Source organism: Nioella nitratireducens (genome assembly GCF_001879715.1).
Taxonomy (GTDB): Bacteria; Pseudomonadota; Alphaproteobacteria; order Rhodobacterales; family Rhodobacteraceae; genus Nioella; species Nioella nitratireducens.
This window is the reverse complement of the sequence record NZ_MNBW01000007.1, coordinates 46556-61309: the sequence shown is the minus strand read 5'-3', so window position 1 is coordinate 61309 and position 14754 is coordinate 46556. Positions and strand designations below refer to the sequence as shown.

General features: G+C 63.3%; 14 protein-coding genes. 5 read left to right on the top strand and 9 right to left on the bottom strand.

Features of this window, described 5'->3' with window-relative positions; all coding sequences use genetic code 11:
• Positions 1-6 precede the first annotated feature (6 nt).
• The 5 genes from BKY27_RS08330 to BKY27_RS08310 form a co-directional block, all read right to left on the bottom strand.
• Positions 7-1362 (bottom strand): aminotransferase family protein, encoded by a 1356-nt coding sequence (locus tag BKY27_RS08330; RefSeq protein WP_071674009.1) that lies wholly within the window; start codon positions 1360-1362, stop codon positions 7-9.
• Between the two features lie 4 nt (positions 1363-1366).
• On the bottom strand, positions 1367-2446 hold the full coding sequence (locus tag BKY27_RS08325) for an ABC transporter ATP-binding protein (RefSeq protein WP_071674008.1): 1080 nt from the start codon (positions 2444-2446) through the stop codon (positions 1367-1369).
• Positions 2447-2508: 62 nt separating this feature from the next.
• The gene (locus BKY27_RS08320) at positions 2509-3651 is read right to left on the bottom strand and encodes an extracellular solute-binding protein (protein WP_071674007.1); all 1143 of its coding nucleotides are present in this window, start codon (positions 3649-3651) and stop codon (positions 2509-2511) included.
• A gap of 52 nt (positions 3652-3703) precedes the next feature.
• On the bottom strand, positions 3704-4504 hold the full coding sequence (locus BKY27_RS08315; protein WP_071674006.1) for an ABC transporter permease: 801 nt from the start codon (positions 4502-4504) through the stop codon (positions 3704-3706).
• The gene (locus tag BKY27_RS08310) at positions 4504-5370 is read right to left on the bottom strand and encodes an ABC transporter permease (protein WP_071674005.1); all 867 of its coding nucleotides are present in this window, start codon (positions 5368-5370) and stop codon (positions 4504-4506) included. The genes BKY27_RS08315 and BKY27_RS08310 overlap by 1 nt, the downstream gene beginning before the upstream one ends.
• Positions 5371-5465: 95 nt before the next feature.
• On the opposite strand from BKY27_RS08310, the gene BKY27_RS08305 reads away from it, so the two are divergent.
• Positions 5466-6434: a LysR family transcriptional regulator gene (locus tag BKY27_RS08305; protein WP_071674004.1), complete on the top strand. Its 969-nt coding sequence runs from the start codon at positions 5466-5468 to the stop codon at positions 6432-6434.
• Between the two features lie 73 nt (positions 6435-6507).
• Here BKY27_RS08305 and BKY27_RS08300 read toward each other — a convergent pair whose 3' ends face one another.
• From BKY27_RS08300 to BKY27_RS08285, 4 genes are all read right to left on the bottom strand, one after another.
• Positions 6508-7992 carry an inorganic phosphate transporter gene (locus BKY27_RS08300; RefSeq protein WP_071674003.1) on the bottom strand — a complete coding sequence of 495 codons (1485 nt, stop codon included), beginning with the start codon at positions 7990-7992 and terminating at the stop codon, positions 6508-6510.
• Between the two features lie 83 nt (positions 7993-8075).
• Positions 8076-8534 carry an NUDIX hydrolase gene (locus BKY27_RS08295; protein WP_071674002.1) on the bottom strand — a complete coding sequence of 153 codons (459 nt, stop codon included), beginning with the start codon at positions 8532-8534 and terminating at the stop codon, positions 8076-8078.
• A 94-nt stretch (positions 8535-8628) separates the two neighbouring features.
• On the bottom strand, positions 8629-10407 hold the full coding sequence (locus BKY27_RS08290; protein WP_071674001.1) for an SLC13 family permease: 1779 nt from the start codon (positions 10405-10407) through the stop codon (positions 8629-8631).
• 191 nt (positions 10408-10598) lie between these two features.
• A complete protein-coding gene (locus BKY27_RS08285) occupies positions 10599-11030 on the bottom strand; it encodes a Fur family transcriptional regulator (RefSeq protein ID WP_071674000.1) in 432 nt (143 codons plus the stop codon).
• A gap of 243 nt (positions 11031-11273) precedes the next feature.
• Between BKY27_RS08285 and BKY27_RS08280 the strand changes: the two genes are divergently transcribed.
• From BKY27_RS08280 to BKY27_RS08265, 4 genes are read left to right on the top strand one after another with little or no spacing between them, the layout of a single operon-like run.
• Complete coding sequence (locus BKY27_RS08280; RefSeq protein WP_071673999.1) at positions 11274-12182, top strand: metal ABC transporter substrate-binding protein; 909 nt, start codon at positions 11274-11276, stop codon at positions 12180-12182.
• Positions 12179-13066, top strand: a complete 888-nt coding sequence (locus tag BKY27_RS08275) for a manganese/iron ABC transporter ATP-binding protein (RefSeq protein WP_071673998.1) — start codon at positions 12179-12181, stop codon at positions 13064-13066. Before BKY27_RS08280 ends, BKY27_RS08275 begins: the two co-directional genes overlap by 4 nt.
• Positions 13063-13917 (top strand): metal ABC transporter permease, encoded by an 855-nt coding sequence (locus BKY27_RS08270; protein ID WP_071673997.1) that lies wholly within the window; start codon positions 13063-13065, stop codon positions 13915-13917. The genes BKY27_RS08275 and BKY27_RS08270 overlap by 4 nt, the downstream gene beginning before the upstream one ends.
• Positions 13914-14747: a metal ABC transporter permease gene (locus tag BKY27_RS08265; RefSeq protein ID WP_071673996.1), complete on the top strand. Its 834-nt coding sequence runs from the start codon at positions 13914-13916 to the stop codon at positions 14745-14747. The genes BKY27_RS08270 and BKY27_RS08265 overlap by 4 nt, the downstream gene beginning before the upstream one ends.
• Positions 14748-14754: the final 7 nt, after the last annotated feature.

The window sequence follows — 14754 nt, the reverse complement described above, 5'->3', positions numbered from 1 at the left end:
GGGGCCTCAGGCGGTTTTGGGCAGCTTGTGGTGGATTTCCTCCATGAACTGCTTGAGCGATGCGTCGAGCATATGGGTGATCTCATCCAGATGGGTCTCGGTCACGATCATCGGCGGGCAGACGAGGATATGGTCGCCTTCGGTCCCATCACGGGTGCGGCGGGAATAGACGATCAGACCGTTTTCATAGGCGATCTGCACGAAGCGGTCGAAGGCGCGCAGTTCCTTGGGAAGTGGCGCCTTGGTCTTGCGATCCGACATGAACTCGAACGCCGTCAGCAGACCCTTGCCGCGCACGTCGCCGATGATCGGATAGCGGTCCATCAGGCCCTTGAGCCGCGCTTTCAGCCCCATACCCATGACTTCGGCGTTGTGGCACAGGTTCAGGCGCTCGATTTCCGACAGCACCGCCACCCCGGCAGCACAGGCCAGTGGGTTGCCCGCGTATGTGAACCCGTGCTGAAAGCCGCCGTCGTCCAGCACCGGTTCGACCAGCCGTTCATGCGCGACCATGGCCCCAAGGGGCATATAGCCCGCGGCAAACCCCTTGGACATCACGACGATATCGGGGCGGATCCCCCAGTGATCGCCAGCCAGGAACTTGCCGGTGCGGCCCGCCCCGGTCATGACCTCGTCCAAAATCAGAAGCACACCGTGGCGCGCGCAGATCTCCTGCACCCGCTCCATGTAGCCAACAGGCGGCACCAGCGCGCCGGTCGAGGCACCGCCGACCGGCTCGACGATGAAGGCCAGCACGCTGTCGGGGCCTTCCTCAAGGATCTTGGCCTCCAGCATGTCGGCGTAGTGGTGGCCGGTCGCCTCATCCTCGGGGTCCAGCCCGTCGAGATAGGCGCGGGGGGCCGGAACCTTGGGCATGGGCTGCATCATCGGCTCGAAGGGCCGGGTGAGCGGGGAATAGCTGGTGATGGCCAGCGCACCGAGCGTGCAGCCATGATAACTGGGCGCGCGGGAAATCACCTTCCAACGGCTGCCGCTTCCGGTCGCCACGGCATATTGGCGGGCCAGCTTCATCGCGCTTTCCACCGCTTCAGAGCCACCCGAGACAAAGAACACCTTGTCCAGCCCCTCTGGCGTCACGGCAGCTGTCTTGCGGGCCAGCGTTTCCGAGGCTTCGGTTTCGAAATGCAACCGGTAGCCGAAGGTCGAGCGCTCCATTTGGCGGCGCATTGCATCCAGCACGGTATCGTTGGAATGGCCGATATTGCAGACCATGGCGCCCGACGAGCCATCGAGGTAGCGTTTGCCCTCGGTGTCCCACATATAGACGCCACGCGCCTGATCCAGAACGGGTTTGCGCCCCCGCCCCTGATAGAACAGGTGACTTTTCCCCTCCCTCGTCATCCTCTCACGCTCCTGGCAGGGCCGCGCAATCGCGTGGCCTGAACTGGACCCGCACCGTGTCGCCTTCGGCGAAGGGGCGCGTGTCGATCATGTTGATCGCCTGCAACTGGGTGTCGCCAACGCGCACGAAATAGCGCACGGCCTGCCCCTGGTAGTCTACCGTTTCCACGACGGCCTCGGTTGAGATCAAGCCATCAGACGGGGCGTTTTTCGCCACGAGTTGCAGTTTCTCGGCCCGAAGCACCAGCTTGGCGGCGCCGGGGCCGGGGATGTTCGGGGCCTTTTCGGCGGGCACGGGCACGGTGCCAAACAGCGGGGCGTCAATGGCAACGGTGCCGTTTTCGCGTGCGGTGCACTGCCCGGACAGGATGTTGGAGGCGCCGAGGAAATTCGCCACGAATTCACTGGCGGGCGCATTGTAGACCTCTTCCGGCGGGCCCACCTGTTCCACGCGGCCATCCGACATCACCACGATCTGGTCGGACATCGCCAGCGCTTCTGCCTGGTCGTGGGTGACGAAGATCGAGGTTACGCCGATGCGGTGCTGGATGCGCTTCAGTTCCACCCGCATATCTTCGCGCAGGTTGGCGTCGAGGGCCGACAGCGGCTCGTCCAGCAACAGAACGTCAGGCTCGATGACGATGGCGCGGGCCAGGGCGATCCGCTGTTGTTGACCGCCAGACAGGGCCGAAGGGTAGCGGTCAGCGACATGCGGCAGTTGCACCAATTCCAGCGCGTCCTTCACGCGGCGGGCGGCGTCGTCTTTGGACACGTTGCGATAGCGCAGGCCGAAGCCGACGTTCTCGGCGATGGATTTGTGCGGAAACAGCGCATAGTTCTGGAACACGATGCCCAGGTTGCGCTTGTGGATTGGCAGGTCGTTCACCCGGCGTCCCTTGATCGAGATTTCGCCCTTGGTCGGGTCGAGCAGCCCGGCGACCATGCGCAGGGTGGTGGTCTTGCCGCAGCCGGACGGACCCAGAAGGGTCACGAATTCCCCCTCGGGAATTTCCAGCGACATGGGATGGACGGCGGTGAAATTGCCGAACTTCTTCTCGATATTGCTCAGGGTGACGGCGCTCACGACCACAGTCCTTCCAGTGGGGGGAGGGGCGGCGCGAACAGGCGCCACCCCTTGGGTCAGGTTCAGTATCCGCGCTGTACGCGGCTGAAGGTTTCGGACCACTCCTGCTCGTTCCCGTTCCAGTAATCCGGCACGGCAAAGGTCAGGCCCGACAGGGTGCCGGTCGGATCGAAAGCGGGCAGGGTCGGGATCTTGTCGCCCAGATCCACCTGCGTCGGGTCGAGCGCGGGGGGATAGTTCTGCCCTTCGGCCACGGCGATCGAGGTTTCCGGCGCCAGCATGAAGTTCAGCAGTTCTTCGCAGGCTTCCAGTGGCGACCCTGCCAGAACGAACAGGCATTCCTGCCAGCCGAACCCGTTGGGCGGGTCGATATAGCCGATGTCGTGGCCCTGTTCTTGCAGGGCGTAGATGCGGCCCGACCAGCCTTCGGTCACGTAGATCTCTTCTTCCGCCAGAAGGCTCATCAGTTCGGCGCCCGAGGTCCAGTAACGCAAGGCAAGGTCGCGGTGCTGGCGCACGGCGTCCCAGACGGCCTCCATGTCCTGGATGTTGTTGGGGTCCTGGTCGGTTTGCAATGCACCATACCAGATCCGGGTGCGCCAGTCGGCCCAGCCACCGATTTTACCGGAATAGGCCTCGTTGATCAGCAGACGTGCGCCTTGAGCCTGCGCTTCCTCGTCCGAGATATAGGCGCGGTTATAGGCGATGCCGGTGGTGCCATAGTCATAGGGCACGGCCGACAACGGCCCGCCGCTGATCGAGCGGAACGCGTCCGACAGCGCGGGAATGCAGAGGTCGAGATTGGGGATATTGGCTTCGTTCAGTTCCACCGAGAGGCCGAGGTTGTGATAGCGCGCATAGTCGAACACGCCCGACAGGTGCGCGATGTTGTATTCGCCCGGCTGGCTGGTGCGCACACGGGCGAGGTATTCGTCACCGCCGCCGAAAGTGCCGTCGACCACGTTGATGCCGGTCGCGGCCGTGAAAGGGTCGAAGGCATATTCGCGGAAGGCCTCGGACACGATGCCGCCCCAGCCGTCGAAGCGCACTTCGCTGACACTTTGCGCGGCGGCATACTTGGCGAAGGGCGTCTGCACCCCATAGGCCAGGCCCGCGGCCCCGATCAGGCCGAGGAAATTCCGGCGTTCGATATCTCCGTTCTGGAACCGCTCCAGCAGGCGTTGATAACGGGTTGTATTGTCCATTTTTTCGATCTCCCTGTTCTTGGTGAGGTCTTGAGGTTGGTTGGTCTTGTTATTATTCGGATTGTCCCGCCCGCTCGCGCCGCAGCGCCAGACGGCGGGAAATGGCAAGGCCAAGCAGCGGCAGCCCGGCGGTGATCACGATCATCAGCGTGCCGAGCGCGTTGATCTCGGGGCTGATGGAATTGCGCAGCATTGCGAAAATCTGGGTGGGCACGGTTTCCACTCCGCCCGGCTTCCAGAACAACGTTCCGGTGATGTCGTCGAAGCTGATGGTGAAGGCAAAGAGCCCGCCCGCCGCGACAGCAGGCGTCAGCAGGGGCAGTGTGATGGTGAAAAAGGTCTGCATCGGCGAGGCGCCAAGGCTCATCGCGGCCTCTTCCACATCGCGGCGGATGCCGACCAGTCGCGCCTGTACCACGAGGATCACGAAGGGCAGGGTGAAAATCACATGCCCGAAAAGCAGCAGGGTAAAGCTCTTGTGGATGCCGAGGAATTGCAGGAACAGCAGCAGCGCGACGGCCAGCACGACCTCGGGCACAAGGATGGGCGCGATCAGCAGGGTGGAGATCGCGTTGCGGAAGGGGATGTTGTAGCGGACGAGGGCAAGGCTGGCGAGCACGCCAAGCGTGGTGGACACGACCGCCGTCAGGCTGCCGAGGATCAGCGAGGTGCGCAGCGCCCGCAGGATCGCATCATTGTTGAACAGCGCCTCGAACCATCGCAGCGACAGGCCGGTCATCGGGAAGGCGCCGAACTGGCTGGCGTTGACGCTGAGCAGCACCACCACCGCGATCGGCAGGAACATGAACAGGTAGACCAGAATGGCCCACAGGCGGATCAGTGGCCATCCCATCAGCCCAACCCCTTCATCAATTGGCCGAGGCCGAGGAAATGATTGTAGACCATCACCAAAACCCCAAGCACGGCCAGCAGCAGCAGCGACAGCGCCGCGCCCATTGGCCAGTTGAGCTGGGTGATGATCGCCTCGAAGACGAGATTCGCGAACATGGCATCACGCGGTCCGCCCAGAACGGCGGGGGTGATATAGGTGCCGGCCCCAAGGACAAAGCACAGCAGCCCGCCGGCGGCGAGGCCGGGCAACGAAAGGGGCAGGGTCACTTGCAGGAAGCTTTGCCACTTGGTCGCGCCGAGCGATCCGGCCGCGTCTTCCAGTGTGGTATCGACGCCCTCAAGGCTGACATAGACATTCAGCACCATGAACGGCAGCAGGAAATGCACGAGGCCGAGAATGACGGTCGTCTCGTTGTAGAGCATCTGGATCGGCTCGTTGATGATGCCGAGCCATTCCATCGCCGTGTTGAGCGCGCCGGAGGTGCCGAGAATGTAGATCCAGCTCATCGTGCGGATGATGTAGCTGATCCAGAAGGGCAGCATCAAAAGCAGCAAGAGCAGCGCCTTGTTGCCCTTGGCCCGCGCGATGAAATAGGCCGCCGGGTAACCCATCAGGGCACAGACCACCGTGGTAATTGCTGCTATTTTCAATGTGTTGAGCAGGATGTCCCGAAAGAATCTGTCAGTCAGCGCATCTTGCCAGTTGTCGAGGAAAAAGCCTGGCTGAACATCGCCGACCGAGGTGCGCAGCCAGAAGGAATAGACCACGATGAACAGGACCGGCACGATCAGCAGCAAAGTGATCACCGCAAGCGACGGTGATAGCAGGATCCAGGGCTGGCGGGCCTCTCGGGCTTCGATCGACATCCGGTGTCCTTTTGCGGGCGGGGTTGGACGGAGCATGGAAAGGCGCTAAGCATAGATCAAATAGATAATCGGTATTCTGATAATAGGTTTCATCTATGCCCGGTCGTGATACCCGCCTGTCCCCCGAACGAATCCTGCGGGAATTGGACTGGAACCTGTTGCGCACCTTCGTGGTGCTGGCGCAGTCGCGCTCGGTGACCGATGCGGCGCGGCGGTTGAACCTGACGCAGCCCTCTGTCTCGGCCGCGTTGCAGCGGTTGGAGGACCGGTTGGGCCGCACCCTGATCGACCGAAAACCCGGGCGATTTCAATTGACTGAGGCGGGTGAGCGGCTGTTCACCGAGGCGCTGGACATCCAGGGGTCAATTCTGCGGTTGACGACCTTGATGCGGGAAATGACGGATGAGGTCAGCGGCCATGTGCAACTGGCCGTGGCCAGCCATGTGATCTGTCCGCTGCTCGATGAGGCACTGGCCGAATTCCACGCGGCCCATCCCAAGGCGACGCTGTCCATCGACGTGTTGACCAGTTCCGCCGCCGTGGGCGCGGTTCAGGCGCGCTCGGCATCCTTTGGCGTGTGCCTTGTGCGCGACCGCAATCCGAAGCTGGAATACCGGCGGCTCTACCGGGAATTCTTTGGGCTTTTTTGCGGGCCGCCCTATCCGCTTTTCGGGCGAGAAAAATTGCAGCCCGCCGATCTGAAGGGGCATAATACAGTTAGTTTTCAGACAGATAGGTTGCAAGATGTGCTGAAGCCGGTGGCCCTGTTGCGGGCGGAGTCAGACATAGGCGAGCAGGTGGTTGGCACGTCGAGCCACCTTGAGGAAGTGCGCCGGATGATCGTGGCCGGACTGGGGATCGGGCCGCTGCCTGTCCATGTCGCGGCGCGGGATGTGGAGGAGGGGCTGCTGTGGCGCTTGCCGCCCTATGACAACCCGCCCGCCATTGATGTGCATGTGGTCTGGAACCCCCAATCGCGGCTGAACCGGGCCGAACAATCGCTGCTGACCTGCCTGCTGGACAAGATCGAACGCACCCCGATTTCGGACCGGACCTATACCTGAGCGGCACGTTTTTCCGACGCCGCCGTCGGTTTTTTCTGACAGGTCCGTCGGAAAACCTTAACACACCGGGCCGTCAGCCCAGAAGCGTTTGCATCCCGAGGAAGAGCAGCGCCGACATCAGGGCGGCGGCGGGCACGGTGATGATCCAGGCGGCGACGATGGTCATGAAATGGGACCGGCGCACCAGCTTTCGGCGGCGGCGCTCTTCGGGGGCGATGCGGGCCTGGTTCGGCATGGCGCGGCGGGCCTTGAGAATTCGGCGTTCGGTGTGCCATTCGCGGAAAAAGCCGACGCCGAAGACGCCACCGACCGCGATATGGGTCGAACTGACCGGCAGGCCGAGCCAACTGGCCACGATCACGGTGATCGCTGCCGACAGGGCGACGCAATAGGCGCGCATCGGGTTGAGCTTGGTGATCCGGCTGCCGACCATGCGGATCAGCTTGGGGCCGAACAGGAACAGGCCGAAAGAGATGCCGAAGGCGCCGATGATCATCACCCAATGGGGAATGCTGACGGCGGCGGTGAAATCGCCCGATTGCGAGGCCTGCACGATGGCGGCAAGCGGTCCGACCGCGTTGGCCACGTCATTGGCGCCATGGGCAAAGCTGAGCAGCGCAGCCGAGACCACCAGCGGAATGCCAAAGAGCACCTTGAGAGACTTGTTGCGGTTCTCCAACCCCCTGGATTGGCGGCGGGTGACCGGGATCATCGCCAGCCAAAAAAGGATGCCTGCCAAAAGGCCGATCAGCAGCGCCGTGCCAAGCGAGATGTGGACCAGATGCTTGAGCCCCTTGAGGGCGAGATAGGCGGCGAATGCGCCCGCCATGATGCCGACCAGAACCGGCACCCAGACCTTTGCCGCCGAAATCTTGTCGTCGCGATAGATGATGCGGGCCTTGATGAACCACAGGACCCCGGCGGCAATCAGTCCGCCAAGCGCGGGAGATATGACCCAGCTGGCGGCGATTGCGCCCATGGTCGACCAGCTGACCGCGCCGAAGCCGGCAGACGCGATGCCCGCCCCCATCACGCCGCCGACGATGGAATGGGTGGTCGAGACCGGTGCGCCGCGCCACGTGGCGAGGTTGACCCAGAGGGCAGAGGACAGGAGCGCGGCCATCATCGCCCAGATGAAAACCTCGGCCGAGACCATGCTGGCGGGCTCGGTGATGCCTTCGGCGATGGTCGAAACCACATCCCCGCCAGCAATGAGCGCGCCGGCGCTTTCGAAAATCGCGGCAATGGCGATGGCGCCACCCATGGTCAGGGCGTTGGCACCGACGGCGGGGCCCATGTTGTTGGCCACGTCATTTGCGCCGATGTTGAGCGCCATGTAGGCGCCGAACACGGCGGCCACGGCAACGATCATGCCATGCGTGGTCTGGCCGAAGAATAGCGCTGCCATGAGGGCCGCGAAGACGACGAAGATCAGCGAGATGCCGGGGCCGACCATGGGCCGGGCGACGTATTGCGCGCCTGCCTCAAGATACGAGAGCCGACCAAGGTCACGGTCCAACGTGTCGAGATGGCGCGTTTCGCGTGACTGTTTTTCCATGATCTATCCCCTCGCGTCCGGGGCGGGGTAAGCAAGACAAAGGGACAAATCAACGCCCTTGCCACGACGGCGCGATGAAACGGCTAAAACTGCCGCAGGATGGACTGAAGCCCCGGTTCCTCAACCATATTGGCCGCCTCGGACGGTGACACCCATGTGCGGCGGCGTTCGTGTGCTTCGGGAAATTCGTCCTCCAGCGCCTCGACCTCGATAGAAAACACCATCGCGTCGATCACGATCGACCAGCCGCTGTCGAGAGCCTTGTCGTAAGTGTACGTTCCGACGGCCTTTTCACACAGGTTGCCCTTGCTGACGCCAGCTTCTTCCCAGGCTTCCTGCATCGCGGCTTCACCTGCGCCAAGGTCTTTCATCGGCCAGCCCTTGGGCAGAATCCAGCGCCCTGTGCCGCGGCTGGTGATCAGGAGAACCTGCTTTTCCATGCCCTGTCCACGATAGCAAAGCGCCGCAACCTGCAATCGGTTGGGGCGTTGCAATAACGGGTGGAGCACTTCGCTCCACGCTTTCTTCAGGATCGGGACCATGTGTCAGGTCTGCTCTGGCAATTTTTTTGTTTTCGAGCGCACAACCTATGCGCGTTCCACCCTGTTTTCAATGCCTGACGGGCGGGAACGCCGCCTAGAACGGGAAAAAGACCGGGATGACCAGAAGGGCAAGCACCACGAAAATAAGGTTCAGCGGCAGCCCCACCTTGAGGAAATCGCTGAACTTGTAGCCGCCCGCACCGTAGACGAAAGTATTGGTCTGGTAGCCGATGGGGGTGGCGAAACTGGCCGAGGCCGCGAACATCACCGCGATGATGAACGGGCGCGGATCGAACCCGAGTTGCTGGGCAAGGGCGATGGCGATGGGCCCGACCAGCACCGCGACCGCGTTGTTCGACACCATTTCGGTCAGGATGCTTGTCAGGATGTAGACCGCTGCCAGCACCGCGAGCGGACCGTAGCCGCCCACCAGTGACACCACCGCATCGACCAGAACCTGCGCCGCGCCCGTGGTTTGCAGCCCCTGGCTGAGGCCGAGCATCCCGAAGATCAGGAACAGGATGCGCCAGTCGATGGCGTCGAAGGCCTCTTCCGGGTCGACGCAGCGGGTCATCATCACGACGACCGCCCCAATAACGGCAAGCCCGGCAATGGGCATCACGCCCGCCGCCGCCAGTGCCATCACGCCGATGATCGTAGCAATAGCGATCGGGGCCTTGGTGCGGCGCATGGGGCGGTCTGCCGGGGTGGTGAGGTTGACGATCCCGCCATCCTCGATCATCCGTTGCAGGCCTTCCGGCGGGCCTTCCAGCAGCAGCGTATCGGCGAATTGCAGGCGCAAATCCTGCACGTTGTCCGAGATATTCTGTTCCTCGCGGTGCACCGCCATCAGGTAGACGCCGTATTTTCGGCGCAGCTTGAGGTCTTTGATCGGGCGTCCGCGCAGGTGGGATTTGGGGCCGACCGAGGCCTCCATGGTCAGGGTCTGATCGGCGGTCACGGGCACCAGCCCGGAGGCACCCATGTCGTGAAACTCGATTTCGCCGTTTTCCTTGAGGCCGAGGATTTCGCCGGTGTTGGTCTTGAGCACGATGCGGTCGCCGGGGGACAGCGTCACCTCTTCGAGCTTGCGCCGCAGCGACACCTCGCCCCGGATCACGTCGACAATGCGCGCGCCGCCGCTGTTTTGAAACGGCAGGTCGGACAGCGGCTTGCCGATATAGCGCGAGCCGGAGGGGATCAGCAGGCGGGCGAGGAACCGGCGCTTGCCCTCCTTGCCCAGAAGACTGGCGAGCGAGGCCCGGTCGGGCAGCATGAAGCGCCCGGCGAAGAACATGTAGATCATGCCCACGGTGGCGAAGATCAGCGCGGGCAAGGTCATCTCGAACATCGACAGGGGCGGTTGGCCCGCATCGCGGGCGACGCCGCTCATCAGGATATTGGTCGAGGTGCCGACCAGCGTCAGCATTCCCCCGAAGATCGCGGAATAGGACAGCGGGATCAGCAGGCGTGACGGCGCGACTCCGACCGACCCTGCCAGCGAGATCATGATCGGGGTCAGCAGGATCACCACCGGCGTGTTGTTCATGAAGGCCGAGGCGACCATCGTGCCGACCATCATCAACATGGTCGTGCGCAGGTAAGAGCCGCGCGCCTGCGTCTTGAGGTAGTCGCCCAACAGCACGAGGACGCCGGTCCGTTCCAGCGCCGCCGAGATGATGAACATCATGGCAATCGTGATCGGGGCGGACGAACTGAATACGGTCAGGAAATCGCCGGTCTGGATAATCCCGGTGGCCAGCAAGGCCGCCGAGGCGCCGAGGGCCGTGACCTCGGGCGGGTAGAGTTCCTTGAAGAAGCTCAGGAAGACCACCCCGAGGAGCGCGAGCACGAAGATCTGATCAAGGGTCATTGTCGGGGCCTGTCGCGAACACAATAGATCCAGTCGATAAGCAACCACACCGCTCTTTGCAATTTCTGCGACGCCGCAGCGGGATGGATCGTGCCATTTGTCCGGCCCGAGGGCGCGACGGGCACCATTTGCGGGCCGAATGTGCGTCTTGCGACCGGATTGGGACGGGGGCGGTCAAGGCGCGGTCGGGTCTAGTCGTCATCCGGCTGGCGCGGCCTGACATAGATGTCGAGCCGGTGGCTGACGATGTCGAAGCCGTAGGTGCGGGCGATCTCTTCCTGAATGCGCTCGATCTCGTCCGAGCGGAATTCGATCACTTCGCCGGTGTCGACATTGATGAAATGGTCATGATGGGATTCGGGCACCGCTTCGTAGCGGGCGCGCCCGTCCGAGAAGCTGTGGCGCTCGATCAACCCGTGCTCGGCCAGCGTGTTCATGGTGCGGTAGACCGTGGCGATGTTCACGCCGGGTTCGATTTCCCTGACGCGGCTGTGCAATTCATCGACATCGGGGTGATCTTGCGCCGTTTCAAGGACTTGCAGGATCACACGGCGCGGGGCGGTAATCCTCAACCCCTTGCGTTTGCAGCGCTCGGTCAGGGTCTTGCGGACCGGGTGTTTCATCTGCGCGCCGTCCCTTTCGTTCGTACCGTTCCTGGCCCCCGCGCTGCCAGCCGGGGGCGTCTGGCCGGTGTCGGACCGACGCATATTGAGCAGAAAACCGGGGCAGAGGGAAGGTGGCGGGGCGTCGCGCAGATGCAAATGAATTGCACTTGCAAAAAATGCGAGATCAGCTAGGTCTTGTTGCGAGTCATTTGCAGAAACATCCGGGGCCAAGGCCGGCCCCGATCACGGAAAGGACAATTCATGCCCAATGCGATGGTGCGCCTTGTCGGCGGGGTGGCGATGTCGGCGCTGCTTGCCGGGGCCGCGCAGGCGGACGAGGACCGACTGCGGGTGGTCACGACCTTCACCGTTCTGGCGGACATGGCGCAGCGGGTGGCGGGCGACGCGGCCGAGGTGGTTTCGATCACCCGGCCGGGGGCCGAGATCCATGGCTATTCGCCCACCCCGCGCGACATCGTTCGGGCACAGGACGCTGACCTGATCCTGTGGAACGGGCTGAATCTGGAACTGTGGTTCGCGCAATTCCTGCGCAATCTGGACGACGTGCCCTCGGTCACGCTGACCGAAGGGATCGACCCGATTCCGATCGCGGAGGGGGCCTATGAGGGGCTGCCCAACCCACATGCGTGGATGGGGTTGGACAACACGCTGATCTATATCGACAATATCGCCGATGCCTTTGCCGGGCACGACCCTGACAACGCCGACATCTACCGCGCCAACGCTGATGCCTACCAAGCCGAGTTACGCGCCACGATCGAACCCTTGCGTGACCAGATCGCCCAGATCCCCGAGGATCAGCGCTGGCTGGTGACCTGCGAAGGCGCGTTCAGCTACCTGGCGCGCGATTTCGGAATGCAGGAGCTTTACCTCTGGCCGATGAACGCCGACCGCATGGGCACGCCGCAACAGGTGCGCGCGGTGATCGACGGGGTGCGGGCGCATGACGTGCCGGTGGTGTTCTGCGAAAGCACGGTCAACACCGGCCCCGCCGAACAGGTGGCGCGCGAGACCGGGGCGCGGTATGGCGGCGTTCTCTATGTCGACAGCCTGTCCGAGGCCGATGGCCCGGTGCCGACCTACCTGGACCTGCTGAGCGTTACCGCGCGCACCATTGCCCAGGGCCTGACGGAAGGGCGGGGGCAATGATCCTGACGGGCAAGACCGGGCGCGGCGGCGCGGCGGATGGCGGGCTTGTGGCGCGCGATGTCACCGTCACCTATCGCAACGGCATGACGGCGCTGCGCGCGGCGAGTTTCGAGATTCCGCGCGGCACCGTGACGGCGCTGGTCGGGGTGAATGGCGCGGGCAAGTCGACGCTGTTCAAGGCGATCATGGGCTTTGTCCCGGTCGCGCGGGGCGAGATCCGGCTGCTCGGCATGACCGTGCGCGAGGCGCTGAAGAAGAACCTCGTCGCCTATGTGCCGCAATCCGAAGAGGTCGACTGGTCGTTTCCGGTGCTGGTCGAAGACGTGGTGATGATGGGGCGCTACGGGCATATGGGGTTTCTGCGCCGTCCGAAGGCGGCCGATCACGCGGCGGTCGAAACGGCCCTGCGGCGGGTCAACATGCAGGACTATCGCCACCGCCAGATCGGTGAATTGTCGGGCGGGCAGAAGAAGCGCGTTTTCCTCGCGCGGGCGCTGGCGCAGGACGGGCAGGTGATCTTGCTGGACGAACCCTTTACCGGCGTCGATGTGAAGACCGAGGAACAGATCATCGCCCTGTTGCGCGAGCTGCGCGACGAGGGGCGGGTGATGCTGGTCTCGACCCACAACCTTGGCACGGTGCCGGAATTCTGCGACCGGACGGTTCTGGTCAAGGGCACGGTGCTGGCCCATGGGCCGACCGAGACCACCTTTACCCGCGCCAACCTGGAGGCCGCGTTCGGCGGCGTGCTGCGCCACTTCACCCTTGGCGGGTCGGACCTGCACGAGGATGACGACGCACGCGGCATCTCGATCCTGACCGATGATGAACGGCCCTTCGTGCAATATGGCGATGAAGTCCGGGTGTCGGAGGAGGGCACATGACGGCCCTGCTGGAGCCTTTCTCCTACGGCTACATGACCAACGCGATGTGGGTTTCGGCCCTTGTCGGCGGGGTCTGTGCCTTCTTGTCGTCCTACCTGATGCTCAAGGGCTGGTCGCTGATCGGTGACGCGCTGTCCCATTCGGTCGTGCCGGGGGTGGCGGGGGCCTATATCCTTGGGCTGCCCTTCGCGCTTGGCGCGTTCATCTCGGGCGGGCTGGCGGCGGCGGCGATGCTGTTTCTGTCGGACCGGTCGGGCCTGAAGGTCGACGTGATCATCGGTATCATATTCACCTCGTTCTTCGGGCTGGGGCTGTTCATGGCCTCGGTCAACCCGATGGCGGTGTCGATCCAGACCATTACCATGGGCAATATCCTTGCCATCACGCCCGAGGACACGCTGCAACTGGTGATCATCGGAGTGGTGTCGCTGGTGGTGTTGCTGGCCAAGTGGAAAGACCTGATGGTGGTGTTTTTCGACGAAAGCCACGCGCGGTCTATCGGGCTGCGGCCCGGCCTGCTGAAAGCGGTGTTTTTCGTGCTGCTGTCGGCCTGTGTCGTGGCGGCGATGCAGACGGTGGGGGCGTTTCTGGTGATCGCCATGGTGGTGACACCGGGGGCGACGGCCTATCTGCTGTGCGACCGCTTTCCGCGACTGATCCTGACCTCGGTCGCAATCGGCACGGTGACCAGCTTTGTCGGGGCCTATGCCAGCTATTTCCTCGACGGGGCCACCGGCGGGGTGATCGTGGTGCTGCAAACGCTGATCTTTTTGACGACCTTCGTATTCGCGCCCAAGCACGGGATTCTGGCGTCCAGGCGCCGCGCGGCAGAGACAGGAGCGGCCCGATGATGGAAACGCTTCTGTTCCCCTTCCAGTTTGCCTTCATGCAAAATGCCTTTTGGATTGCCATGCTGGTATCGGTGCCCACGGCGCTGTTGTCGTGCTTTCTGGTGCTGAAAGGCTGGGCGCTGATGGGCGACGCGGTAAGCCATGCGGTGCTGCCGGGGATCGTGGTGGCCTATGTGCTGGGGCTGCCGCTGATTCTTGGGGCGTTCTTGGCTGGCATGGTGACGGCCTTGGCGACGGGGTATCTGTCGGACAACAGCCGGGTAAAGCAGGACACGGTGATGGGCGTGGTGTTTTCGGGCATGTTCGGTCTGGGCATCGTGATCTATGTCTCGATCCATACCAATGTGCATCTGGACCATATCCTGTTTGGCAACCTGCTTGGCGTCGGTCCCGAGGATCTGTGGGCCGCCGGGGCGATTTCGGCGGTGGTGACGGTGGCACTGTTGCTGAAGTGGAAAGATCTGATGCTGCATGCGTTCGACCCGGCGCAGGCGCGGGCCTCGGGCTTGCCGGTCAACCTGCTGCATTACGGGTTGTTGACGATCCTGTCGCTGACCATCGTGGCGACGCTGACCGCGACCGGGCTGATCCTTGCGGTCAGCCTGCTGATCGCGCCGGGGGCGATTGCGTTCCTGCTGGTGCAGAGCTTTGGCCGGATGCTGGTCGTGTCGGTCGGGGTCTGCATGGCGTCGATGGTGGCCGGGGTCTATGCGAGCTTCTTCATCGACAGCGCGCCCGCGCCGACGGTGGTGCTGATCCTGACGGCGGTGTTCATCGTGGCCTTCCTGCGGCGCATCTGGCAGGTCAAGCGGGCCTCGGCCATGGGCTGAGACGCGC

What these genes read in the sequence shown, in the direction of transcription:
- BKY27_RS08320 (WP_071674007.1), bottom strand. Translation starts at nt 3,651, where the DNA reads ATGGACAATACAACCCGTTATCAACGCCTGCTGGAGCGGTTCCAGAAC.
- BKY27_RS08285 (WP_071674000.1), bottom strand. Translation starts at nt 11,030, where the DNA reads ATGAAACACCCGGTCCGCAAGACCCTGACCGAGCGCTGCAAACGCAAG.
- BKY27_RS08305 (WP_071674004.1), top strand. Translation starts at nt 5,466, where the DNA reads ATGCCCGGTCGTGATACCCGCCTGTCCCCCGAACGAATCCTGCGGGAA.
- BKY27_RS08295 (WP_071674002.1), bottom strand. Translation starts at nt 8,534, where the DNA reads ATGGTCCCGATCCTGAAGAAAGCGTGGAGCGAAGTGCTCCACCCGTTA.
- BKY27_RS08280 (WP_071673999.1), top strand. Translation starts at nt 11,274, where the DNA reads ATGCCCAATGCGATGGTGCGCCTTGTCGGCGGGGTGGCGATGTCGGCG.
- BKY27_RS08315 (WP_071674006.1), bottom strand. Translation starts at nt 4,504, where the DNA reads ATGGGATGGCCACTGATCCGCCTGTGGGCCATTCTGGTCTACCTGTTC.
- BKY27_RS08330 (WP_071674009.1), bottom strand. Translation starts at nt 1,362, where the DNA reads ATGACGAGGGAGGGGAAAAGTCACCTGTTCTATCAGGGGCGGGGGCGC.
- BKY27_RS08275 (WP_071673998.1), top strand. Translation starts at nt 12,179, where the DNA reads ATGATCCTGACGGGCAAGACCGGGCGCGGCGGCGCGGCGGATGGCGGG.
- BKY27_RS08290 (WP_071674001.1), bottom strand. Translation starts at nt 10,407, where the DNA reads ATGACCCTTGATCAGATCTTCGTGCTCGCGCTCCTCGGGGTGGTCTTC.
- BKY27_RS08265 (WP_071673996.1), top strand. Translation starts at nt 13,914, where the DNA reads ATGATGGAAACGCTTCTGTTCCCCTTCCAGTTTGCCTTCATGCAAAAT.
- BKY27_RS08270 (WP_071673997.1), top strand. Translation starts at nt 13,063, where the DNA reads ATGACGGCCCTGCTGGAGCCTTTCTCCTACGGCTACATGACCAACGCG.
- BKY27_RS08310 (WP_071674005.1), bottom strand. Translation starts at nt 5,370, where the DNA reads ATGTCGATCGAAGCCCGAGAGGCCCGCCAGCCCTGGATCCTGCTATCA.
- BKY27_RS08300 (WP_071674003.1), bottom strand. Translation starts at nt 7,992, where the DNA reads ATGGAAAAACAGTCACGCGAAACGCGCCATCTCGACACGTTGGACCGT.